The organism is Kutzneria buriramensis, assembly GCF_003387475.1.
Lineage (GTDB): Bacteria > Actinomycetota > Actinomycetes > Mycobacteriales > Pseudonocardiaceae > Kutzneria > Kutzneria buriramensis.
In genome coordinates this window covers 217,013-241,654 of record NZ_QUNO01000018.1, presented here as the reverse complement: position 1 = coordinate 241,654, position 24,642 = coordinate 217,013, and the positions used below count along the sequence as shown (strand labels likewise).

General features: G+C 71.7%; 13 protein-coding genes. 8 read left to right on the top strand and 5 right to left on the bottom strand.

The features are described 5' to 3' along the window. The first annotated feature begins 137 nt into the window (after window positions 1-137). From BCF44_RS42065 to BCF44_RS42030, 8 genes are read left to right on the top strand one after another with little or no spacing between them, the layout of a single operon-like run. Complete coding sequence (locus BCF44_RS42065) at window positions 138-7,757, top strand: type I polyketide synthase (protein ID WP_116180096.1); 7,620 nt, start codon at window positions 138-140, stop codon at window positions 7,755-7,757. Between the two features lie 23 nt (window positions 7,758-7,780). Further along, window positions 7,781-12,244, top strand: a complete 4,464-nt coding sequence (locus tag BCF44_RS42060; protein WP_116180095.1) for a type I polyketide synthase — start codon at window positions 7,781-7,783, stop codon at window positions 12,242-12,244. Between the two features lie 8 nt (window positions 12,245-12,252). Further along, window positions 12,253-16,425 (top strand): type I polyketide synthase, encoded by a 4,173-nt coding sequence (locus BCF44_RS42055; RefSeq protein WP_116180094.1) that lies wholly within the window; start codon window positions 12,253-12,255, stop codon window positions 16,423-16,425. Further along, window positions 16,416-17,261, top strand: coding sequence for a 3-hydroxyacyl-CoA dehydrogenase family protein (locus BCF44_RS42050; RefSeq protein ID WP_116180093.1), 846 nt, complete (start codon window positions 16,416-16,418; stop codon window positions 17,259-17,261). Before BCF44_RS42055 ends, BCF44_RS42050 begins: the two co-directional genes overlap by 10 nt. A gap of 9 nt (window positions 17,262-17,270) precedes the next feature. Then, window positions 17,271-17,513, top strand: coding sequence for an acyl carrier protein (locus BCF44_RS42045; protein ID WP_116180092.1), 243 nt, complete (start codon window positions 17,271-17,273; stop codon window positions 17,511-17,513). Window positions 17,514-17,523: 10 nt separating this feature from the next. Continuing rightward, the gene (locus BCF44_RS42040) at window positions 17,524-18,657 is read left to right on the top strand and encodes an acyl-CoA dehydrogenase family protein (protein ID WP_116180091.1); all 1,134 of its coding nucleotides are present in this window, start codon (window positions 17,524-17,526) and stop codon (window positions 18,655-18,657) included. After that, entirely contained in the window at window positions 18,654-19,709 is a 1,056-nt protein-coding gene (locus BCF44_RS42035; RefSeq protein ID WP_116180090.1) for an HAD-IIIC family phosphatase, read from the top strand. Before BCF44_RS42040 ends, BCF44_RS42035 begins: the two co-directional genes overlap by 4 nt. Then, the gene (locus BCF44_RS42030) at window positions 19,706-20,488 is read left to right on the top strand and encodes a thioesterase II family protein (RefSeq protein WP_116180089.1); all 783 of its coding nucleotides are present in this window, start codon (window positions 19,706-19,708) and stop codon (window positions 20,486-20,488) included. The genes BCF44_RS42035 and BCF44_RS42030 overlap by 4 nt, the downstream gene beginning before the upstream one ends. On the opposite strand, the gene BCF44_RS42025 is transcribed toward BCF44_RS42030, so the two are convergent. The 5 genes from BCF44_RS42025 to BCF44_RS42005 all read right to left on the bottom strand — a co-directional run bounded on the left by BCF44_RS42025 (window position 20,457) and on the right by BCF44_RS42005 (window position 24,492). Further along, complete coding sequence (locus BCF44_RS42025) at window positions 20,457-21,050, bottom strand: hypothetical protein (RefSeq protein ID WP_116180088.1); 594 nt, start codon at window positions 21,048-21,050, stop codon at window positions 20,457-20,459. The genes BCF44_RS42030 and BCF44_RS42025 overlap by 32 nt on opposite strands. Window positions 21,051-21,131: 81 nt before the next feature. Then, window positions 21,132-21,905 (bottom strand): ABC transporter permease, encoded by a 774-nt coding sequence (locus BCF44_RS42020; RefSeq protein ID WP_116180087.1) that lies wholly within the window; start codon window positions 21,903-21,905, stop codon window positions 21,132-21,134. Next, on the bottom strand, window positions 21,895-22,728 hold the full coding sequence (locus BCF44_RS42015) for an ABC transporter ATP-binding protein (RefSeq protein WP_116180086.1): 834 nt from the start codon (window positions 22,726-22,728) through the stop codon (window positions 21,895-21,897). The genes BCF44_RS42020 and BCF44_RS42015 overlap by 11 nt, the downstream gene beginning before the upstream one ends. Next, entirely contained in the window at window positions 22,722-24,224 is a 1,503-nt protein-coding gene (locus BCF44_RS42010) for an acyl-CoA ligase (AMP-forming), exosortase A system-associated (RefSeq protein WP_116180085.1), read from the bottom strand. Before BCF44_RS42010 ends, BCF44_RS42015 begins: the two co-directional genes overlap by 7 nt. Continuing rightward, a complete protein-coding gene (locus tag BCF44_RS42005; protein ID WP_116180084.1) occupies window positions 24,217-24,492 on the bottom strand; it encodes a phosphopantetheine-binding protein in 276 nt (91 codons plus the stop codon). The genes BCF44_RS42010 and BCF44_RS42005 overlap by 8 nt, the downstream gene beginning before the upstream one ends. Window positions 24,493-24,642 lie beyond the last annotated feature (150 nt).

The window sequence follows — 24,642 nt, the reverse complement described above, 5'->3', positions numbered from 1 at the left end:
GTGCGTTATTTCGCGCGTGAGCCGTCGGTGTCCGGTTGTTGCCGAGCAATTCCTGCCACCGTCGCCGCCTTGCCCGGCCCATTCCGCACACCGCACGATCGGCAGCGAATTTCCCTTCTCGTGACGGCGGTGAGCGAATGTCTGGCAAGGGTGCGAACGAGCCGATCGCCGTGGTCGGAATCGCGTGCCGGCTGCCCGGGGCCGAGAACCCCGAGCAGTTCTGGCGCCTGCTCGACGCCGGTCGCGACGCCATCACCGATGCCCCCGATGGCCGCTGGCCGGGGCTGACGGAGTTCCGCCGCGGCGGATTCCTCGCGGACGTGGACCGTTTCGACGCCGCATTCTTCGACATCTCGCCGAACGAGGCCGCGGCCATGGATCCGCAGCAGCGCCTCGTGCTGGAACTGTCGTGGGAGGCGCTGGAGAACGCGCGTGTCGCGCCGGATTCGCTGCGCGGCTCGAACGCCGGCGTGGTGATCGGCGCGATCAACGGCGACTATGCGCTGCTGCACTCGCAGCTCGGCGCCGGCCCCCATTCCCTCACCGGCACGCACCGCAGCCTGATCGCCAACCGCGTGTCGTACCTGCTCGGTCTGACCGGGCCCAGCCTCGCCGTGGACAGCGGCCAGTCGTCGTCGCTCGTGGCCGTGCAGACGGCGTGCGAGCAGCTGCGCCGCGGCGAGTGCTCGGTGGCGCTGGCCGGCGGCGTGAACCTGAACCTGCTGCCGGAGACCACCGAGGTCATCGCCGAGTTCGGGGCGCTGTCGCCGGACGGCCGCTGCCACACGTTCGACGCCCGCGCCAACGGCTACGTCCGCGGCGAGGGCGGCGCGGTGATCGTGCTGAAGCCCCTGGCCGACGCCCTGGCCGACGGCGACCGGGTGCACGCGGTGATCCTCGGCGGGGCCGTCAACAACGACGGCGGCGGCGAGGGTCTGACCGTGCCGCACGGGGAGGCGCAGCAGGAGGTCATCCGCCTGGCGCACGCGCAGGCCGGCATCGCGCCGGACGAGGTCGCGTACGTGGAGCTGCACGGCACCGGCACCCGCGTCGGCGACCCCATCGAGGCGCGGGCCCTCGGCGCGACGCTGCGGGCGGACCGGACGCTGCTCGTCGGGTCGGTGAAGACCAACATCGGGCACCTGGAGGGCGCCGCCGGCATCGCCGGGCTGCTCAAGGTGATCCTGAGCGTGCGCAACGGGATCCTGCCGGCCAGCCTGAACTTCGAGACGCCCAACCCGGACATCCCGTTCGCCGAGCTGAACCTGGACGTGGTGCGGGAGCGGCAGACCTGGCCGACCGGTCGGCGGGTCGCGGGCGTGAGCTCGTTCGGCGTGGGCGGGACGAACTGCCACCTGGTCGTGACGGCCGGTCCGGAGGAGGAAAGAGTTTCCTCGACCGGCACGAACGCCCCTTTGATCATCACCGCCCGTTCGCCGCAGGCCCTGAAGGCCCAGGCGCAAGCGCTTTCGTCCACTGAGGACATCGCGTACTCCCTGCTCCACACCCGGACCCAGTTCGAGCACCGGGCCGTCGTCTTCGACGACCTCGACGCGCTGGCCACCGGCCGGCCCTCGGATTCCGTTGTGGTGGGCAAGGTCTCCCCCGGCTCGACGGCCTTCGTCTTCCCCGGCCAGGGCGGCCAGTGGGCGGAGATGGCACAGGCGCTGCTCGACGAGTCGCCGGTGTTCGCACAAAAGCTGGCCGCCTGCTCGGAGGCGCTGGAGCCGTTCGTCGACTTCGACGTGCTGGAGCTGCTGCGCACCGCCGGCGACCTCAGCCGGGTCGACGTGGTGCAGCCGGCGCTGTGGGCGGTGATGGTGTCGCTGGCCGAGGTGTGGCGATCCCACGGCGTCACCCCGGACGTGGTACTCGGCCACTCTCAGGGCGAGGTCGCCGCCGCGACGGCGATCGGCGCGCTGTCGCTGGCCGACGGCGCGCGGGTGATCGCGCTGCGGAGCAAGATCGCCGGCCGGCTGACCGGCGGCGGCATGATGTCCGTTGGCGCGCCGGCGTCGGTCGTCGGCGAGATGCTGCCGCCGGGCGTGTCGATCGCCGCCGTGAACGGGCCGCGGTCGGTGGTGTTGGCCGGTCCGGCGGAGGAACTGGCCCAGTTGCAGGAGAAGCTGGCCGATGTCCGGACGAAGATCGTACCGGCGGCCTACGCCTCCCACTCGCCGGCCGTGGAGGTGCTGCGCGACGAGCTGCTGCCGCTGTTCGCGCCGGTCCGTCCACAAGCGACGGACGTGACGTTCATCTCCACCGTCACCGGCCAGCCGCTGGACACCCGCGAGCTGGACGCCGAATACTGGTTCGCCAACCTGCGCCAGCCGGTCCGGTTCATCGACGGCACGCGTCGGGCGCTGGCCGACGGCGTCGGCCGGTTCATCGAGTGCAGCCCGCACCCGTTGCTGCTCAACAGCATCGACGAGACCGCCGACGAGGCCGGCCGCGAGATCGCCGTGAGCGGCACGCTCCGCCGCGACGAGGGCGGCACCGAGCGGATCCGCCGGGCGCTCGCCGAGGCGTACGTCGGCGGCGCGCCGGTCGACTGGGCGATCACCGGCCACCGGGTGGACCTGCCGACCTACCGCTTCCAGCGCGAGCGCCACTGGTACGGCGAAGTCGCCGCGCCGCAAGCGATTGCGTACTCCGGAGACCTCAGTGAAATGGTGCTCGGCGCGGTCGCCTCCGTGCTGGGGCACAGGGACGCGACGGCGGTCGACGCCTCGCGCCCGTTCAAGGAACTCGGGTTCGACTCGGGCTCGCTGATGCGGCTCCGCGCCCTGCTCTCGGCACAGAGCGGGCGCAAGCTGCCGACCTCGCTGCTCTACGACTATCCGACCCCTCAGCGGGTGGTCGAGGCGCTGCGGGCGGACGGCGAGCCGGAAACCGCTCTGGCACAGCCGGTTTCGAGCTCGGACCCGATCGCCGTGATCGCGATGGGCTGCCGCTACCCCGGCGGGGCCGACTCGCCGGAGGAGTTCTGGCGGCTCATCGCGTCCGGCGAGGATGCCGTCACGCCGCTGCCGTCGAACCGCGGCTGGGATCTGGACGCGTTGTTCGACGGCGCGTGCGTGACGCGCAACGGAGGCTTCCTGCACGACGCCGACACGTTCGACGCCACCTTCTTCGGGCTCAGCCCGCGCGAGGCGCTGGCCATGGAGCCGCAGCAGCGGCTGCTGCTGGAGATCTCGTGGGAGGCGCTGGAGCGCGCCGGCCTCGACCCCACCGACCTGCGCGGCTCGGCCACCGGCGTGTTCGTCGGCGCGATGGCCATGGACTACGGGCCGCGGCTGCACCAGCCGACCGGCGTCGTCGACGGGCACCTGATGACCGGCACCGCGCTGAGCGTCGCCTCCGGTCGCATCGCCTACACCTTCGGCTTCAACGGCCCGGCGCTGACGATCGACACCGCCTGCTCGTCGTCCCTGGTGGCGATCCAGCTGGCGGTGGAGTCGCTGCGCCGCGGCGAGTGCTCGCTGGCGCTGGCCGGCGGCGCGACCCTGATGTCCAATCCCGGCAACCTCGTCGAGTTCACCCGCCAGAACGGGCTTTCGGTCGACGGCAGGGCGAAGGCGTTCGCCGAGAGCGCCGACGGGACCTCGTTCTCCGAGGGCGCCGGCGTGCTGGTGCTTGAGCGCCTGTCGGAGGCCGAGCGCAACGGCCACCAGGTGCTGGCGGTGATCCGTGGCATCGCCGTCAACCAGGACGGCGCGTCGAACGGCCTCACCGCGCCCAACGGTCTGGCCCAGCAGCAGGTGATCCGCAAGGCGCTGGCCGATGCCGGTCTGTCCACTGCGGACGTCGATGTGGTGGAGGCCCACGGCACCGGCACCGCGCTCGGCGACCCCATCGAGGCGAACGCGATCCTCGCCACGTACGGCCAGCACCGCCCGGCGGACCGGCCGGTGTGGCTAGGCTCCGTGAAGTCCAACATCGGCCACGCCCAGGCCGCCGCCGGCGTCGCCGGTGTGATCAAGATGGTGCAGGCGATGCGGCACGGCGTGCTGCCGCGCACCCTGCACGTGGACACTCCGACGTCCAAAGTGGACTGGTCGGAGGGCAACGGCCGGGTGCTGACCGAGGACCGGGCATGGCCGGCCGGCACCAAGCGTGCGGCGGTGTCCAGCTTCGGCATGTCGGGCACCAATGCGCACGTGATCCTGGAGGGAAGGGAAGGGGTTCGGGAGGAGAAGGCGGCCGCTGGGCCATTGCTCTGGGTGATCTCCGCCCGTAGCGAGAAGTCCCTGCGGGCGCAGGGATCCCGTCTGGCGGCGTTCGCCGAGACCGGCGACCTCAACGCCGCCGCGGCGATGCTGGCCCGCAAGCCGGCCTTCCCGCACCGCGCGGTCATCGTCGCCTCCTCGCGTGACGAGCTGCGCGAGGCCCTGACGGCCTTGGCCGACGGAGAGCCGCACCCGGCACTGGTCACCGGCGAGGCGCCCCGTGAGGCGACCCCGGTGTTCGTCTTCCCCGGTCAGGGCGCGCAGTGGGTCGGCATGGCGGTGGATCTGCTGCGCGAGAACGAGACCTTCGCCCATGAGCTGCGGCGGTGCGCGGAGGCGCTCGAACCGCACACGGGCTGGTCGGTGATCGACGTCCTCACCAAGGGCGAGCCGACCCTGGACGGCACCGACGTGGTGCAGCCGGTGCTGTGGGCACTGATGGTGTCGCTGGCCAAGCTGTGGCGGTCGATCGGCGTCGAGCCGGCGGCGGTCGTGGGCCACTCGCAGGGCGAGATCGCCGGCGCGGCCGTGGCCGGGGCGCTCCAGCTGGCCGACGCCGCGAAGATCAGCGCACTGCGCGGCCAGATCGTCGGGGCCCTGGACGGGACGGGCGGCGTGCTGGCGGTCGGCCTGCCGGCGGCGGAGGTCCGCGAGCGGATCGCGCCCTGGCCGGGCAAACTCTGGGTGGCCGTGGACAACGGCCCGACCGCCACGGTGATCGCCGGCGACCTGGACGCGATCGACGAGTTCGTCGCCGCCTGCGGCGAGGAGGTGCAGCTCCGCCGGACGCCGGTCGCCTACGCCGCCCACACTCCGCACGTCGCGGCCGTTCGCGACGAGCTGCTGCGGCAGATCGGCTCGTTGAACCCGTCCGAGGCGACGACCAAGATCTGCTCCTCGTGCCACGGCGAGTTCATCCCGGGCACGGCCATGACCGCCGACTACTGGTACCGCAACCTGTCCGACCAGGTCAGCTTCGACACCGCCGTGCGAGCCTTCCGCGACCACCCGAGCCCGCTGTTCATCGAGGTCAGCCCGCATCCGATCCTTGCCGGCGCGGTGCGGGAGATCCTCGCCGACGAGGGCGTAGGCGGCACCGCCGTCGGCACCTTGCGGCGCAACGAGGGTGGCCAGCACCAGTTCCTGATCGCCGCCGCGACCGCGTACACGCAGGGCGCGCCGGTCGACTGGACGAAGATCGTCGGCCCGGCGGCGACCCACGTCGACCTCCCCACGTACGCCTTCGACCGGCAGCGGTTCTGGCTGCACACCAACGAAGGCGCCAGCCACCCGCTGCTGGGCGCGGAGGTGCCGGTGGCGGACACCGGAGGCCGGCTGCTGACCGGCAAGGTGTCACGACTGAGCGCTCCTTGGGTCGTGGATCACGCCGTCAACGGCACGGTCCTGTTGCCGGGCACGGCGTTCGTCGACCTGGCGCTGACCGCCGCCGAGGGCGACCAGATCGAGGATCTCACCCTGCACGCCCCGCTCGTCCTGCCGGCGACCGGCGCGGTCCAGCTCCAGGTCACGGTCGGCGGCGAGGAGAACGGCCGCCGCTCGCTGGCGATCCACTCCCGCACCGACGGCGACTGGATCCGGCACGCGACGGGCTTCCTCACCGACGCGCCGACGGTTTCGGGTCGGCTCCAGAGCTGGCCGGTCGGCACGCCGATCGACCTCACCGACGCCTACGACCGGCTCGCGACCAGCGGTTACGAATACGGCCCGGCGTTCCAGGGCCTCCGCAGCGCCTGGCGCGACGGCGACGACCTCCTGGTCGAGGTGGCGGTCCCCGATGCCGGCGCCTTCACGCTGCACCCGGCGCTGCTGGACGCCGCCCTGCACATCCTGGTCCTGGACACCGACGAGCTGAAGCTGCCGTTCGCCTGGTCGGGCGTGTGGTTCAACGGCCGTGGCGTCGACCGCCTCCGCGTCCGCATCGGCAACGGATCTCTGGCCATCTACGACGAATCGGGCACGCAGATCGGCGGCGTCGAGTCGCTGACCCTGGCGCCCGCGCCGAAGGGCGGCGTTTCGACGGCCGAGTTGCACCGGATCGACTGGGTGGAGTCCGAGCCGACCGGCACGGCGTCGCTCACCGTTGCGCGGCAGGGGGATCTCCACAGCGTGCTGGCCCAGGTCCAGCAGTGGGTGGAGAAGGACACCGACGAGCGGCTGGTGTTCCTCGCCGATCCGTCCACCTTGGACGGTTCGAGGGTGTGGGGACTGGTCCGTTCGGCGCAGTCCGAGCACCCCGGGCGGTTCGTGCTGGCCGACTGCGCCGAGGACGAGGTCCCGACCACCGACGAGCCGCAGTTCGCCGTCCGCGACGGCCGGTTCCTGGTGCCCCGGGTGGTCAAGCACGCCAACTCGGGGTCCACTGTGGACCTCGGCGACGGCACCGTGCTGATCACCGGCGGCACAAGCGGCCTCGGCGCGCTGATCGCCCGGCACCTGGCCTCCCAGGGCATCAGCGACCTGCTGCTGGTGTCCCGACGCGGCGCCACGTCGACCGATCTGCCCGGCGAGGTCGTCGCCTGCGACGTCTCCGACCGCACGCAGGTCACCGAGCTGCTGCGGGGCCGGAACGTCACCGCCGTGATCCACGCGGCCGGCATCCTCGACGACGCCACCGTTACCGAGCTGACGCCCGAGAAGCTGGACGCGGTGCTACGGCCGAAGGCCGAGGCGGCCTGGCTGCTGAACGAACTCGCCGGCAACCTCAAGGCGTTCGTGCTGTTCTCCTCGGTCGCCGGCGTGCTCGGCAATCCCGGCCAGGGCAACTACGCCGCCGCCAACAGCTACCTCGACGCGCTCGCCGAACACCGACGCTCGCGGGGCCTTCCCGCGACGTCGATCGCGTGGGGCCTCTGGTCGCTGCCGACGGCGATGACCGCGCACGTCAACAAGGTCGCCTGGGTCGCGCCGCTGAGCGTGCAGCAGGGACTGGACATGTTCGACGCCGCCGTCCGCGAGCCGAATGCCCAGCTCATCGCCGCACGCTGGCACCGCGAGGGCGACGACGTGCCGCCCGTGCTGCGCAACCTGTTCCGGCCGCGCCGGACCGTCACGGTCTCCGAAGCCCCGGCGAAGTTCGACGCCGAGTCGATCTTCCGGCTGGTCCGGGACAAGGTCGCGGTGGCGCTCGGGCACCGCTCGGCCGCCACGGTCGATCCGGACAGGCCACTCCGGGAGCAGGGGCTCGACTCGCTCACCTCGGTCGAGCTGCGCAACAAGCTCGGCGCGGAGACCGGCCTGCGGCTGCCGGCGTCGCTGGTGTTCAACCACCCGACGGTGACCAGGCTCGCCGAGTACCTGGCCGGTGAGCTCGTGCCGGCCGAGCCGTCGCCGGCGGACGCGCTGCTGGCGACGCTCGACCGGCTCGACCTGTCCACGGTGGACGCCGACGATCGGGACCGGCTGGCCGCCGCGCTCCAGGACACGTTGCGCACCCTCGTCCCGGACACGCCCGGCCTGGACCTGGCCTCCGACGACGAGCTCTTCGCCTTCATCGACACGCAGCTGTAAAGACGGATTGGGGTTGCAGGCACATGGCCGGCGAGGACAAGCTCCGCGAGTATCTCAAGCGGGTGACCGTTGACCTGGCGACCGCGCGCCGCCGGATGGCGGACGCCGACGCGCGGGCGCACGAGCCCGTCGCCGTGATCGGCATGTCCTGCCGCTTCCCGGACGCGCCGGACGTGGCCGCGTACTGGGACATGCTGCGGGCCGGGCGGGCGGCGGAGATCACCGACTTCCCGCGCGGGCGGTTCGACCACGACCCGGGCGCCGACGACAACACGCTCTACACGCCGAAGACCGGGGCGTTCCTGCCCGATGTCGCCGGCTGGGACGCGGAGTTCTTCGGCTTCCCGCCGCGCGAGGCGCTGCGCATGGACCCGCAGCAGCGCATGCTGATGGAGCTGGCGTGGGAGGCGATGGAGGACGCCGGCACGCCCCCGAAAACGCTTGCGGGCAGCCGAACCGGTGTGCTGCTGGGCTTCTCCGACGCGTTCCAATATGGACAGTTGGAGCACGACCGCGAGGGCGACGCCGTCTACACCGATCCGTACATGGGCCAGGGCAGCCTGGGCAGCGTCGTCGCCGGCCGCATCGCGTACCACTTCGATCTGCACGGGCCGACGTTCTCGCTGGACACCGCCTGCTCGTCGTCGCTGGTGGCGGTGCACCTGGCGGTGCAGGCGCTGCGCAACAACGAGTGCGACTACGTGCTGGTCGGCGGTGGATACCTGGCGCTGCACGAATTCCTGTACATCTACAGCTGCTCGAACGCCCTGCTCGCCGACCGGTGCAACACGTTCGACGCCGGCGCCAACGGCTACATGATGGGCGAGGGCGGCGGCATGGTGCTGCTGACCCGCCTCTCCGACGCCGAGCGCCACGGCCATCGGGTGCGGGCGGTCATCCGCGGCACCGCGGTCAACCAGGACGGCCGGAGCAACGGCCTGACCGCGCCGAACCGCAGCGCGCAGGTGGACGTGATCCGCCGGGCCCACGCGGCCGCGCAGGTCACCGCGGACGACATCGCCTTCGTGGAGGCGCACGGCTCCGGCACCGCGCTCGGCGACGAGATCGAACTCGGCGCGCTGAACGACGTGTTCGGCAAGCGGACCAGCCCGGTGCAGGTCGGCGCGGTGAAGACCAACGTCGGCCACACGCACACCGCCGCCGGCATCGCGGGCCTGATCAAGACCATCCTCGTGCTCGAGAACCGGCAGGTGCCGCCGAACCTCAACATGTCCGAGCCGGCGGAGGCCGTGGCGGCCAGCGAGACCGTGCGGCCGGCCACCGCTCTCACCGAGCTGCCGGACAAGGCGATCGCCGGGGTGAGCTCCTTCGGCTGGTCCGGCACCAACGCCCACGTGATCCTTGAAGCGGCCGAGGCACCCGCGCGCACCGAGGTCGAGGGCCTGGAACTGCTTCCGGTGACAGGAGCGTCGGAGAACGCCCTCCGAGACCGCCTCGACGCGCTGAGCGGCCAAGACGTCCAGCTGGCGGACCTGGCGAATACGCTCCAGGTCGCCCGCACGCATCACGAATATCGCCGGGCGGTCGTGGCCACCGACGCGGCGGACGCCAAGGCGCGGTTCGCGATGGCCGAGCCCGCGGTGCGGGCGGGGCACGAGAAGCCGAAGGTGGCGTTCCTGCTGCCGGGCGTCGGCGACCAGTACCGAGGCCTGGGCAGAGCGCTCTACCAACACGAACCGGTGTTCGCCGCCACCGTGGACGAGTGCCTGGCGATCGCCGGCGACCGGTGCGGGGTGGACCTGCGCGAGATGTTCTTCGCCGAGCCGCCGGCCGAGGTGCAGGTGCCGTCGCTGTTCGGCGGCGGCCCCTCGGACGACGTCATGGACCACGCCGAGATCGCGCACCCGTTCCTGTTCACGATCGAATACGCGCTGGCCAAGCTGCTCGAACACCGTGGCGTCAAGCCGGATCTGCTCGTCGGCTACAGCCTCGGCGAGTACGTGGCGGCCTGCATCGCCGGCGTGTTCACGCTCTCCGACGCGCTCTGGGTGGTCACCGAGCGGGCGCGGCTGATCGAGTCCGCCCCGGCCGGGCGGATGCTCGCCGCGGCGGCCGGCCCGGACCAGCTCACCGACCTGCCCGTTCCGGTCGACATCGCCGCGCTGAACGGCCCGCAGATGACCGTCCTCAGTGGATCGCCGACGGACATCGACGTCGTCTCGCAGCACCTGCGTGCCAACGGGATCGCGGCCCGCGTGCTGCGCAGCGCGCACCCGTTCCACTCCACTCTGCTCCAGCCGATGCAGGACAAGTTGGCGGCTTTGATCGCCACCGTCGAGCGCCGTGCTCCCCGGATCTCGATCATTTCCAACGCCACCGGCACGGTACTGACTGCGGGCCAGGCCACGGATCCCCAGTACTGGGCCGATCACCTGTGCAAGCCGGTCCGTTTTGCCGAGAGCGTCCAGAACTTCGCCGCCGACACGTACGTGGAACTCGGCCCGGGTCAGACCCTCGGCGGCCTCGTGCGACAGAACATCACCGGCCGCCCGACGGTCCTCGGCACGCTGCCGGCCCCGTGGCCGGCCGTCGACCGGCCGGACGAGAACGTCAGCGTGCTGGAGACGTGCGGCCGGCTGTGGGAGATCGGCGTCGACCTCGACTGGTCGGCGTTCCGGCGCGGCGGCCGGCTCGTGTCGCTGCCGCCGTACCCGTTCCAGCGCACCCGCTACTGGCCTCAGGCGACCGAGAAGGCCCAGGCTGTTCCCAGCGGCGGCCTGCTGTACAGCCCGATCTGGCGCACCGACCTCACCCGGGCCGAGCTGGGCGAACTCGCCGGCACGCTGGTCGTGTTCGCGGACGACAGCGGCGTCGGCGGCCGGCTCGCGGACATCGCCGAGGCCGCCGGCATGCGGGTCGTCGAGGTCGCCCCCGGCACCGGCCGGCGGCGCGACGGCCGGCGCGTGGTGATCGACCCGACCGTGCCTGAGCTGTACCGGGAGATCCTTGCCGCCGACGGGCCGGTGCAGGTCGTGCACCTGTGGAGCCTGCTCGCCGACTCCCCCGACACCGCCATCGCCAGTGGCTTCGACACCCTGCTGCTGACCGTGCAGGCCCTCGCCGGCACCGCGAAGGAGCACGGCGTGCGGCTGCTGACCGTCAGCTCCGGGTCGTCGGAGATCGTCGGCGGCGATACCTCCACCCCGTATCGGTCGATCGTGCACGGCCTCGGCCGTGGCGTCCGCGCCGAGTACCCGGGCCTGACCTGGCGGGGCGTCGACCTCCAGCCGGACGCCGACCCGCTCGAGTCGGCGCGGCGGCTGGCGGAGGAACTCCGGCGCGGGCCCTGGAGTTACGAGGACGCCGCCGCCGAGCCCGCGCTGGTCGGCTGGCGCAACGGCCGCCGCTGGCTCAAGGGGTACGCCGAGATCACCCCTGCCAGCGAGCCCGACTGGGCCGGCACCTACCTGATCACCGGCGGCACGCGGGGCCTCGGCCTACTACTGGCCAAGCACCTCGCCGGCCAGGGCGTCAGCAAGTTGGCGCTGGTCAGCCGTGGCGGCGGCGAGGTCCCGGAGCTGCCCGACGCCCTGGTGATCAAGGCCGATGTCGGCGACCCGGACCAGTTCCGGTCGGCGATCGCGCAGGCCCAGGAACGGTTCGGCCGCATCGACGGCATCGTGCACGCCGCCGGCGTCCCCGGCAGCGGCCTGGCCCAGCGCCAGACCCTGGCCGACGCGCACGCCGTGCTGGCCCCGAAGGTCCGCGCCCTGGACCCGATCGCGGAGTTGATCGCGTCGGAGACCCCGCCGCGCAGGGTGATCCTCTACTCGTCCGTGTCCACTGTGCTCGGTGGCCTCGGCGAAGGCGACTACTGCGCCGCGAACACTGTCCTCGACGCCTACGGCACCGCGCTGGCGTCCACTTCGGACACCCAGGTCGTCACGGTCGTGTGGGGCCACTGGCAGTACGACGCGTGGCAGGACGGCAGCGAGGCCACCGCCGACCGCGCCGCCTACCGCCGGCGCAACGGCTTCAGCGACGCCGCCGGGCTCGCCATGCTGGACCGCATCGTCGGCGGCGTGCACGGCACCGTCGTGGCCATGCGCCAGGAACTCCCGGCGGCGCAACGGGAGTGGACCGCGCTGAGCAACCTTGCCGAGCTCGTCGAGACCGCCGCGACTCCCGAGACCACCGCCCGCTTCCCGCGGCCGCCGCTGCGCACCGACTACGCCCCGCCGCGCGGCGACCTGGAGACCACCATCGCCGAGATCTGGGGCGAGTTCCTCGGCATCGACCGGATCGGCGTGAACGACCCGTTCTTCGACCTCGGCGGCACGTCGCTGGTCGGGATGGCGATGGTGACCGCCATCGAGAAGGTCGTCGGTCGCCCGATCGCCCCGGCCGTGCTGTTCGCGCACCCCACGGTGGCCGCGTTCGCCGCCGAGCTGACGGAGCCGGACCAGCCCAAACCCGTTGTAGGCGTGTCCCGTGGCGAGCGGCGTCGCCGCGCGCGGCAGAAGTGAGGACTGACATGACCGAGGAGATCCAGAGCACCGACATCGCCCTCGTCGGCATGGCCGGCCGCTTCCCGGGCGCGACGGACGTCGAGGAGCTGTGGGCCACGGTCCGGGCCGGCCGGTCCGGCATCCGCCGGTTCACCGACGAGCACCTGCTGGCCAACGGCGTGTCCCCCGAGCTGCTCGACGACCCCGCCTACGTCAAGGCGGGCGCGGTGATCGACGGCATCGAGCAGTTCGACGCCGGCTTCTTCGGCATCAACCCGAAAGAGGCGCAGATCCTCGACCCGCAGCACCGGCTGCTGCTCGAACACTGCTGGCACGCCCTGGAGGACGCCAACTGCGACCCGGCGCGGTTCGACGGGGCGGTCGGGGTGTTCGCGGGCACGGCCTGGAGCACGTACCTGATCAACAACCTGGCGCCGGCCGGCACCGCCCGCGAGATGGGCGACATGGCCCTGGCCCTGGCCAATGAGAAGGACACGCTCGCCACCCGCGTCGCGCACCTGCTCGGGCTGTCCGGACCGGCGTTCGCGATCCAGAGCGCCTGCTCGACGTCGCTGGTGGCGGTGTGCGTGGCGGCGAGCAGCCTCGCCAACTTCGAGTGCGATCTGGCTTTGGCCGGCGGTGTGTCGCTCGCGGTGCCGCACCAGGTCGGCTACCTGTACCAGCAGGGCGGCATCGCGCCGCCGGACGGCCAGTGCCGGGCGTTCGATGCCGCCGGCCTCGGCGCGCCGCTGGGTGGCGGCGTTGGCGTGGTTGCCTTGCGGCGCCTGGAAGACGCGCTGGCCGACGGCGACCGGGTGTATGCGGTGCTGCGCGGCTGGGCCGTCAACAACGACGCCGGCCGCAAGGTCGGCTTCACCGCGCCGGGCGTCGAGGGCCAGGCGGCAGTCATCGCGGAGGCGCTGGCGGCGGCCGGGTTGGCGCCGTCGGACATCGACTACGTCGAGGCGCACGGCACCGGCACCGCCCTCGGCGACGCCGCCGAGATCGCCGCCCTGCAACGGGTCTTCCACGGCGAGTCGCTGCGCATCGGGTCCATCAAGACGAACGTGGGCCACCTCGACCGGGCTGCCGGCGTCACCGGGTTGATCAAGGCGGCACTGTCCCTGCACCGCGAGGAGATCCCGCCGACGCTCAACCTGGACACGCCGAATCCCCAGCTGGCGGCCGGTTCCGCCGACCTGTCGGTGGTGACGTCGCCGCAGGCGTGGCCGCGCGGCGACCGCAAGCGGCGGGCCGGCGTGAGTGCCTTCGGCATCGGCGGCACCAACGCGCACGTGATCGTCGAGGAAGCGCCGGTCACCAGCCGGGAGCCGTCCGAGCGGCAGGAACTGCTGGTGTGGTCGGCGCGATCGGCCAAGGCCGCCGACGAGCAGGGGCAGCGCCTCGCGGATCACCTTGCCGTCACGGAGGATGCCCTCGCGGACGTGGCGAACACGTTGCAGCGCGGCCGGTCGGTGTTTCCGCACCGCCGGATCGTCGTCGCCGACACCGCCGCCGAAGCCGCCAAGAAGGTCCGCGACGGCGACTACCTCACCCGTCACGACGGCCAGACCGACCGTGGCGTCGGCTTCCTGCTGTCCGGCGCGGGCGAGCAGTACCCCGGCATGGCCCGGCACCTGTACGAGACCGAGCCGGTCTTCGCCATGGCGATCGACGCCTGCCTGGAGATCGTCGGCCTCGAACCGTTGCAGGACATGCTCAAGCCGCGCCGGGCCACCTCGAACGGCCTCGTCCAGTTGCTGGGTCGCTCCGCCGACGCCTCCGCCGAGGCGACCGATCGCCTGCACCCGGCCCTGTTCGCCGTCGAGTACGCGCTGGCGCAGCTGATCCGGTCCTGGGGGGTGGAGCCGTCCGTGCTGGTCGGCTACAGCCTCGGCGAGTACGTCGCGGCCTGCCTGTCCGGCGTGTTGTCGCTGGAGGACGCGCTGCGGCTGGTCCAGCACCGGGCCCGGTTGATCAACGCGTTGCCCGGCGGCGGGATGGCGGCGATTCCCCGTTCCGCCGACGAGCTGCGGGACCGCCTCGACGGTGTGGACATCGCGGCGGTCAACGGCCCGCAGCTGACGGTCGTCTCCGGCGACATTCAGGCCCTCGCCGAACTTCGCGAGAAGCTGGCAGCCGATTCGATCCCGTGCCGTCCGCTGGCCACCACGCACGCGTTCCACTCCCGCATGCTGGCACCGATCAGGGACGAGCTGACCGAGTGGATCAAGGCGAACATCACCCTCAACGCGCCGACCATCCCGTACGTCTCCAACGTCACCGGCAAGCTGATCACCGCCGCGCCGGAGCCCGAGTACTGGGCGGAGCACATGTGCGCTCCGGTCCAGTTCGACACCGCCATCGAAACCGTGCTGGCGCAGGGCGACCTGGCGCTGCTGGAGATCGGCCCCGGCCAGTCGCTGGGCGCCATGGTCCGCGGGCACCGCGACTGCGAGCCCGACCGCTGGCCGCTGATCATCTCCACGCTGCCGGCCGCCGACGACCGCCGCGCCGGCGTGCTCGCCGAGGCCGCGGGCCGGCTGTGGCTGGCCGGCGTGGCCATCGACTGGGCCGGCTACCAGGGCGACCGCGAGCTGGGCCGGGTCGGGCTGCCGACGTACCCGTTCCAGCGCGAGCGGTACTGGATCGACGCGCCGAAGCCGGTCGTCCGCGACAACGTGGAACTCCTCTCCCAGCGCTGGATTCCGGCGCGGCCGGGCGAGGCGGGCGAGCCGACGCAGTTCGTGGTCATCCCCGACGCCGGCGGTGTCGGCGAGGCGCTGGTGGAGCTCCTGTGCCAGCAGGGCTTCGACGCGGAGCTGAGCTGCGGCGACCTCTACGGCACCGTCGTCGATCTGTCCGCTGTGGACGCCGTCGACGAGGTCACCGCTGTCGCAAGCGCTTCCCGCACGCTGAGCACCGGCAGCGACCTGAGCGTGCTCATCGTGACGCGCGGCGGCCAGGCCGTCGGAAACGAGTCGGTGTCGCCGATCCAGGCGGCGGTCGCGGCGCTTCCCGTGGTCGCGAACCAGGAGTACCTCAACCTGGAGGCTCGCGGCGTCGATCTCGACCCCGCCTACACGGTTTCCGAGGCAGCGCAAGCGCTTGCCACCGAACTGACCCAGCCGTCGGACGCCGTGCTGGTGGCGCACCGCGGCGGGCGCCCCCACTCCCCCACCTACGAACCCCTCACCCCCGGCACCACGACTGTGGTGAAGCCGGGCGGCACCTACCTGATCACCGGCGGACTCGGCACGGTCGGACGTCAACTGGCGCAACACCTTGCCGACGCCGGTGCTGGCCGGATCATCCTCACCACCCGCGGCGGTGGCGAGGTCGAGGGCGCGGAGGTTCGGCAGATCGACGTCACCGACGTCGATGCCATGCGCGCGCTGTTCGAGGAGGGCCGGATCGACGGCGTGGTGCACGCCGCGGCCGCGTCGGATCCGGACTCGCTGCGCCCGTTGGCACAAAGCGGCGAATCCGTTGTGGCGCGGCACTTCGGTGCTAAGGTCGAGGGCGCACGGGTGCTGGCGACGGTGATCGCGACGCTGCCCGAGGCGGACCGCCCCGACTGGTGCGTGCTGTTCTCGTCCACCTCGGCCGTGCTCGGCGGCATCACGCTCGGCGCGTACGCGGCCGCCAACGCCGCGCTGATGGCGTTGGCCCGCAACGAGAACTGGGCCTGCGCCGCCTGGGACACCTGGCCCGGCACCCTCGACCGGCTGGACGGCCGGATCGGCGCCACCATGGCCAGGCACGCGATGACCCGCGCCGAGGCTTTGGGAGCCTTCGACCGGGTGGTCGCGCACGGCGGCCGGCTGGTCGTCGCGGCCGGCGGTCTCCACGACCGTCTGCCGGCGAGGACCGCCACGGCGGCCGCACCGAAGCAGGAGACCGCAACAACGCGATACCCGCGCCCCGAGCTGCCGCAACCGTTTGTGGCGCCCGGCGACGACAACGAGCGCGCGCTGGCCGACATCTGGTCGTCCGTGCTCGGCGTGGCCCCGGTCGGGTCCCGCGACAACTTCTTCGACCTCGGGGGCAACTCGCTGATCGCGCTGCACATGCTGGCGCTGGTCAGGGAACGCCTGGGCGTGGCGGTCCCCACCGCGACGCTGTTCGAGCTGCCCACCGTGCGGGCGCTCGCCGCACAGGTCCTCATCAACACGGAAACGGAGCAGTCATGGCAGTGATCGGCGTGGTGGGCGCGGGTGTGATGGGCATCGGCGTCGCGCAGAGCGTGGCCACCGGCGGGCACGACGTCGTGCTCGTCGACACCAGCGAGGAGATCCTCGCGGACGCGCGGGCCGCGATCTACCGCAACTGCCGCATGTCCCGCATGATGGGCGGCCCCACCCTGGACCCGGACGAGATCCTGGCCCGCGTCACCACCGCCGTCGGCCTGGACGCGCTGGCCAAGGCGGAGCTGGTGATCGAGAACGTCACCGAGAACTGGGAGATCAAGCGCGAGGTGCACGCCGAGCTGGACCGCGTGCTGCCGGCCGACACCGTGGTGGTGGCCAACACCTCCGCCATCCCGATCACCCGGATCGCCTCCGTCGGCAGCCACCCGGAGCGGGTCGTCGGCGTGCACTTCATGAACCCGGTGCCGGCCAAGCCGGTGGTGGAGCTGATCCCCGGCTTCCACACCACGCCGGAGACGCTCGAGCGCACCCGGGACCTGTTGGCCAGCATGGGCAAGCGCTGGGTGGACGTGAAGGACGCGTCCGGCTTCGTGTCCAACCGGGTGCTGATGCTGACCATCAACGAGGCGGCCTACCTGGTGCACGAGGGCGTGGCCACCGCCGAGTCGGTGGACGAGGTGTTCCGCGGCTGCTTCGGCCACCCGATGGGGCCGCTGGAGACCGCCGACCTGATCGGCGTGGACACCATCCTGTACAGCGTCGAGGTGCTCTACGAGCACTACGCGGACAGCAAGTACCGGCCGTGCCCGCTGCTCAAGCAGATGACCGACGCCGGACTGCACGGCCGCAAGAGCGGTCGTGGCTTCTACACCTACAACAGCTGAGGGGCAGCAATGACCACCACGGATCGCATTCTCGCGTTCATCACCAACCGCTTCCCGCAGGCGGAGATCAGCGACGTCGAGGACATCTTCTCGCTGGGCTACATCAACTCCCTGTTCGCCATGGAGCTGGTCATGTTCATCGAGAAGGAGTTCACCATCACCATCCCCAACGACGAGCTGCGCATCGACAACTTCCGCACCGCCAAGGCGATGACCGAGCTGGTGGACGGCCTGCGGTCCGCGGTCGTCTGAGGAGCGTGACATGACCCAGCAACTGGCCCCCACCATCGACCGGGCCTACGCGCGGTCCTTCGTGGACGACGCGATCCGGCCCGAGGCGGACACCTGGGACCGGGCCGGCGCCATCCCCGAGGACCTGCTGGACCGGATCGCCGGCGCCGGCCTGTGGGCGCCGTTCCTGCCGTCCGAGCTCGGCGGCGCCGGCATCGACATGGTGACACTCGGCGAGATCCACGAGGAGGTGGGCCGCGGCTGCTCGTCGGTGCGCAGCCTGCTCACCGTTCACACCATGCTGTCCTGGGCGCTGCAGCGCTTCGGCACCGACGCCCAGATCCAGCAGTGGGGGCCGGAGCTGGCCACCGGCCGCACGCTCGGCGCGTTCTGCCTGTCCGAGCCGGGCGCGGGCAGCGACACCGCCGCCATCACCACCACTGCCGTGCCGCACAACGGCGGCTGGCTGCTCAACGGCGTCAAGAAGTGGACCACCAACGGCCAGCGCGCCGACCTGTTCCTGGTGTTCGCCAAGGGACCGACCAGCACCATCGCGCTGCTGGTGCCCAGCAACGCCCCCGGCGTGCTGGTGAACCCGATCGACGACATGCTCGGCACCCGCTCGTCGATGCTGGCCGAGATCGCGTTCTCGGACGTGGCGCTCGGGCCGGACGCCCTGTTGGGGCCCAGCGGTTTCGCCTCCGGCATGGTGCTGACCGGGACGCTGGACCTCGGCCGCTACAGCGTGGCCGCCGGCTCGGTCGGCATCATCCAGGCCTGCGTCGACGCCTGTTCCTCGTATGCGGCGCAGCGCCGCGTCGGCGGCACGCCGCTGCGGGACCTGCCGCTGATCCAGGCCAAGCTGTCGGACATGGTCACCGACGTCCGCGCGGCCCGGCTGCTGTTGGCCGAGGCCGGCCGGCTCAAGGACCGCGGCGACGCCGCCACGATCATGGCCACCTGGATCGCGAAGTACTTCGCGTCCACGGCCGCCGCGCGGCACGCGTCCGAGGCGGTGCAGATCCACGGCGCCAACGGGTGCAGCCCGGAGTTCCCGGTCGGGCGGTTCTACCGGGACGCCAAGGTCATGGAGATCATCGAGGGCAGCACCGAGATCCAGCGGATGACCATCGCCGCCGAGGCCTACCGGAAGTGGGAGTCGTGACCGCAGAGGTGCTGGCCAAGCCGGCCCAGGGCAAGATCAAGTGTGTCGTGTGGGACCTGGACAACACGCTGTGGGACGGCGTGCTGCTGGAGGACGGCGCGGTCGCGGTGCGGCCGGCCGTCGTGGCCCACATCCGGCGGCTGGACGCGATGGGCGTGCTGCACTCCGTGGCCAGCAAGAACGACCACGAGGCGGCCATGGCCAAGCTGGCCGAACTGGGCCTGGCCGACCTGTTCCTGTTCCCGCAGATCTCGTGGAACGCCAAGTCCTCGTCGATCGAGCGCATCGCCGCCAGGCTCAACCTCGGGCTGGACGCCTTCGCGTTCGTCGACGACCAGGAGTTCGAGCTGGCCGAGGTCGGGCACGCGCTGCCGCAGGTGACCTGCGTGGACAGTGCCGTGATGGACGAGGTGTTGCAGCGCCAGGAGTTCCGGCCGCGGTTCGTCACCGACGAGTCGGCGCAGCGGCGCGGCATGTACCAGAGCCAGCTCGCCCGTGACGAGATCGAGTCCGACTTCGTCGGCACCAGCGAGGAGTTCCTGGCCAGCCTGGAGATGACGTTCACCATCGCGCCGGCGCGGCGGGAGGACCTCCAGCGGGCCGAGGAGCTGACCGTGCGCACCAACCAGCTCAACTCCACCGGCCGCACGTACTCGTACGACGAGCTGGACGCGTTGCGGGAGTCGCCGGACCACCTGCTGCTGGTGGCCTCGCTGACCGACCGGTTCGGCTCGTACGGGAAGATCGGCCTCGCGCTGGTGGAGAAGGGCGCCCCGGACTGGCGGCTGAACATGATGCTGATGTCCTGCCGGGTGATGTCCCGCGGCGTCGGCACCGTCCTGTTGGGACACATCATGGGCCTGGCACGGGAGGCCGGTGCCGGGCTGCGGGCCGACTTCGTGGAGACCGGCCGCAACCGGATGATGCAGATCACCTACGCGTTCAGCGGTTTCCGGGAGGCCGCGCGGGACGGCAAGCACGTGGTGCTGGCCGCCGACCTGGACCAGATCCAGCCGCCGCCCGGCTACGTCACGATGGAGGTGGTCCGGTGACCGCCACGGTCGGTCTCTGCGCTGAACGGTTCCCTCGCGAGCTCGGTCACAGTCGCTGGCTGCCCTTCGCCGACGCGGAGGGCGGCCTTCGGCTGTACTGCCTGCCGCACGCCGGCGGCTCGGCGTCCGCGTTCCGGCCGTGGATCGGCCGGATCCCGGGCGTCAGCGTGCTGCCGGTGCAGTATCCCGGGCGGGAGACCCGGCTGCGGGAGACGCCGCACAGCCGCATTCCCGAGCTGGCCGCCGAGCTCGCCGAGGCGCTGCTCGCGGACGCCCAGGACGCGCCGTACGCCGTGTACGGGCACAGCTTCGGCGCACTGACCGCGTTCGAGCTAATGCACGTGATCCGCTCGCTCGGCGGCCCGATGCCCGTGCACCTGGTGGTGTCGGGATTCTCGGCGCCGCAGGCCGAGGACTTCGCCGACGACGCCGTGACCGACGAGGAGATCATCGCGCTGCTGCGGGACCTCGGCGGCACGCCCGAGCAGTACCTCACGGACCGGAGGATCCTGAAGATGATCATGCCGCCGCTGCGGGCCGACCTGACCGCCAAGGTCGCCTACCGCTACATGCCCCGCCCGGAACTGGACGTGCCGATCCTGGCGCTGGGCGGCATCGAGGACCGCCAGGCCGAGTTCGACTCGATGCGCGGCTGGGGCGCCCAGACCACCGCCGGCTTCCGGCTGCATCCCCTGGCCGGTGGGCACTTCGCCGTGCTGGAGCGGTCCGACGAGACGCTGGCCGCGATCAGCGAGGCGCTGGCGCCGCACGTGTCGTGAGCGCGGTGACGAACGCGCGCGGGTCGTCGGCCGTCACATGCAGCCGGCCGACGTGCCCCACATGTTCGTCCCGAAAGGACAGTTCGACGGCCGGATCCAGCTCCAGGGTCACGGTCGTCTCGCCGCAGCAGAAGGTCGCCTCGTCGCCGTCGACGATCACCTTGCCAGGCTTGGCCCCCGGCCGTCGGCTCGGCCGCGCGGACCGGATGGCCTCCCGCGGCACCACCAGTTCGGCGAGACAGCCGTAGCGCAGCCGCAGTTCCGTGTCGTCGATCCGGTGCGGCAGCACGACCATCGACGCGTAGTAGCCGAATGCCCACAGCACCGTGTACAGGTCGAGGGCGAACAGCACCCAGAGCCACCACCGGCTGCCGAAGATCGCCAGCAGCACCGCGTGCGTGCCGGCCGACTCGAACACCAGCAGCGTGATGAACACGATGATCAGCGGCTTCTTCTCGCGGTTGTACGCGAAGTGGCCGGGCGAGCGGCCCGGATGTCGGCGCAGGATCCACCGCGCCAGGCACGCCAGCCCACGCGCCTCGGACAGCAGGGTTCTTTTCATGCCGCCAACGCTGCACCATGTCGCTACGACAAGGTCAAACGCGCGCTCCCCGAACCGGGGAGCGCGCGTCGGCGGCGGCGGTCACACCAGGTGGCTGCGACCCCAGCCGTGGGCCAGGCGGAACGTCGCCACCGTGCCGCAGACCAGGCCGATGGCCAGGCAGATCAGCGCCGGCTGCCAGGTGCCGGCGAAGTCGCCCTGCACGGCCGAGCGCAGCATGGACAGGCCGTAGGTGCCGGGCGAGAACTTCGTCACGGCCTGCGCCCAGGACGGCATCAGGTCGACCGGCAGGATGGCGCCGCCGATGGAGCTGATCAGCAGCGCGCCGACGTCGCAGGCGACGAACAGGTCGCCGCGGCTGCGCACGATCGTCGCCAGCATCGCGCCCATGCCCAGCAGGGCGAATCCCCACACGCACATGGCGAAGGTGAGCAGCCACAGCGACTTCGGGAACGGCATGCCGACCACGGCCCAGCCGAAGACGATCAGCACGGCCTGCTGGATGAGCAGCACCACGAACACCGGCAGCGCCTTGCCGATCAGCAGCTCGGCGCGGGCGGCGCGGCTGGCGCGCAGCCGGTCCCAGGTCAGCCACTCCCGCTCGACGAAGATCGAGTTGGCCACGATCGACATGGCGAACACGGAGAACATCATCAGCTGCCCGGTGACCGCCTGGATCGAGCCGTAGCTCAGCGCCTTGGTGTACAGCGGCTGGAACATCACCATGAACACCATCGGCGCGACCAGGTAGCTGATCAGCTGGGACGGATCGCGCAGCCGCAGCAGCGAGTTGTACTTGATCAGCGCGCCCGCCCGGATCAGCGGCTCGGGCACGCGCAGGGTGTCAATGGACATCGGAGACCGCCAGCGAACGGTAGAGGTCGTCAAGGTCGGGGTTGCGCAGCTCCACGGACTCGACGGTGCCCCGCGACTCGGCGAGCAGCTCGAGCAGCGCGGCGGTGGGATCCGTGGTGGCGCGGTGGTATTCGTGATCGGTGGTGCGCACGCGCACCTCGCCGGGCAGGCCGTCCAACAGCTCGGCGCTGCTGCCGCGGGCGATCACCTTGCCGTGCGAGGCGACGGCGATGCTGGCCTTCAGGTCGGCCAGTTCGGTGAGGTAGTGCGTGGTGTAGACGACGGCCGCGCCCTCGCCGGCCCGCTGCTTGACGACGTCCAGCAGCGCCTGCCGGGTCTCGGGGTCGGCGCCGGCGGTCGGCTCGTCCATCAGCAGCAGCTTGGGCCGGTGGATCAGCGCGGTCGCGGCCTGGGTGCGGCGCTGCTGGCCGCCGGAGAGCAGGCCGGCGCGGCGCTCCAGGAAACCGGTGAGCTGCATGGCCGTGGCCAGCTCCTCGATCTCCGACTTGAGCGCCTTGCGGCGCAGGCCGGACAGTCGCCCGTACAGCTCCAGGTGCTCGCGGACGGTCAGCGGCCGGTACAGCGCGATGTGCTGCGGCGAGATGCCGATCGCGCCGCGGGTCTCGTGCGGCGGCACGCCGTCCACGAGCACGGTGCCGGTGTCCGGCCTGAGCAGCCCGGACACCATGTCCACGAAGGTGGTCTTGCCGGCGCCGTTGTGGCCGACCAGCCCGCAGATCTCGCCGGCGGCCACGGTCAGGCTGAACCCGGCCAGCGCCTGCACCTCGTCGTACTTCTTGGTCAGGTCGACCGCTTCTAACACGACAGCTCCTTGGCCAGTAGGTGCCGGTCGAACTTGCCGTTGACCGACCTGGGCAGCTGGTCCCGCACCTCGACGCGGTGCGGCAGCATGTACGCCGGCAGCGCCTCGGCGAGCGCTCGCCCGAGCTCGTCCACGTCGCCGAGCAGCGTCGCGACCAGCACGATGTGCTGGCCGAGCCGCTCGTCCTCGACGCCGAGCGCGACCGCCTCGCCGACCAGTCCGGTGGCGTAGGCGGCCTCCTCCAACTCGGTCGGGCTCACCCGGTAGCCGGAGGTCTTGATCATGTCGTCGCCGCGGCCGACGAAGTAGAGGAAGCCGTCCGCGTCGGCGTACACGGTGTCGCCCGACCAGACCGCGATCTCCTCGCCGTAACTGGTGGGCAGCGGGCGGAAGCGTTCCGCGGTGCGCTTCGGGTCACGCCAGTACCCCTGCGCGACAAGGGCTCCGCGGTGCACGAGCTCGCCGTGCTCGCCCGGGTCGCACGGGGCGCCGTCCGGTCGGACGACGAGGATCTCGGCGTTGGGGATCGCCTTGCCGATGGAGTCGGGCCGGTTGTCCGCCTCGGCCGGGTCGAGATAGGTGGAGCGGAACGCCTCGGTCAGCCCGTACATGAGGAACGGCCGGGCCTGCGGGAAGATCTCCCGCAGCCGGGCCAGGGTGGCGCGCGGCATGCGGCCGCCGGTGTTGGCGAAGTACCGCAGCGACGCGGTCGACTCGGCCGGCCAGTTCTGCGTCACGAGTTGCAGCCACAGCGGCGGCACGCAGGTCAGCCCGGTGACGCCGTGCCTGGCGCAGAGCCGCACGATCTCCTTGGGCAGCAGGTAGTTCACCAGCACCACGTGCGCGCCGACGAGGAAAGACGTGGTGAGCTGGCTGAAGCCGGCGTCGAAGCTCAGCGGCAGCGCCGCCAGCACGACGTCGTCCTCGCGCTGATCGAGGTAGCTCGCCACGCTCTCCGCGCCGACGAGGATGTTGCGGTGCGAGAGCACCACGCCCTTGGGGCCGCCGGTGCTGCCACTCGTGTACATGACCGCGGCGACGTCCTGGTCGATCACGGTGCTCGGGCCCGTGATCGGGTCGGTCTCGCTCAGCGTCCGCCACTGCTCGGAACCGAACTCCACGACGTGTTCGACGGAGGTGTCCAGCGGCAGCGAGTCACGGACCGTGTCCATCCGCTCGGCGGTCGTCAGCACCACCCGCGGCGTGCAGTCGGCGATGACGTGCCCCAGGTGCCGCGCCTTGAACAGCGGGTTGACCGGCACGAAGGCGGCCCCCGCCGCGGAGATCGCCATGAGTGCGACCACCGTGTCGATCCGCTTCTCGGCGTACACCGCGACCCGGTCGCCCCGCCGCACCCCCAGCCCGCGCAGGCCGGCCGCCAGCCGCGCGACCCGGTCGGCCAGCTCCCGGTAGCTCAGCGTGACGTCCTTGAACGTCAGCGCCGGCCGGTCCGGGTCGCCGCGGCCGATCAGCTCGTCGACGCGGATCTCACGCATTGCTGACTTCCTCTTGGGGGAACCGCCCCGCCGGGACCAGGTCGGCCACCGTGGCCCACAGCGAGCCGGCCGTCGCGAAGGTCTCCTCCGTGATCAGCTCGTCCGGCAGCTCCAGGCCGAAGGTCTCCTCCAGATCGGTCAGCAGCTGCACCAGGCCCATCGAGTTCAGGCCGAGCGCGGCCAGGTCGTCGGCGGCGGTGAAGTCCTCGTTCACCGCGTAGGGCAGGTGGGCCAGCAGGGTCTTGCGGAAGGAGCGCGGTATGTCCATGGGTTCCTCACTCGGCTGCGGTGTCGGGGCGGACGCTTCGCCGAGCAGACCACCCGGCCCCCTCACGTCACTACTGCCGCGCCATCACGGGTCCGGTGGCGCGGCAGTAGTGACGTGAGAAGGCCGTTTGCCACCGTGGACACCGCTGAG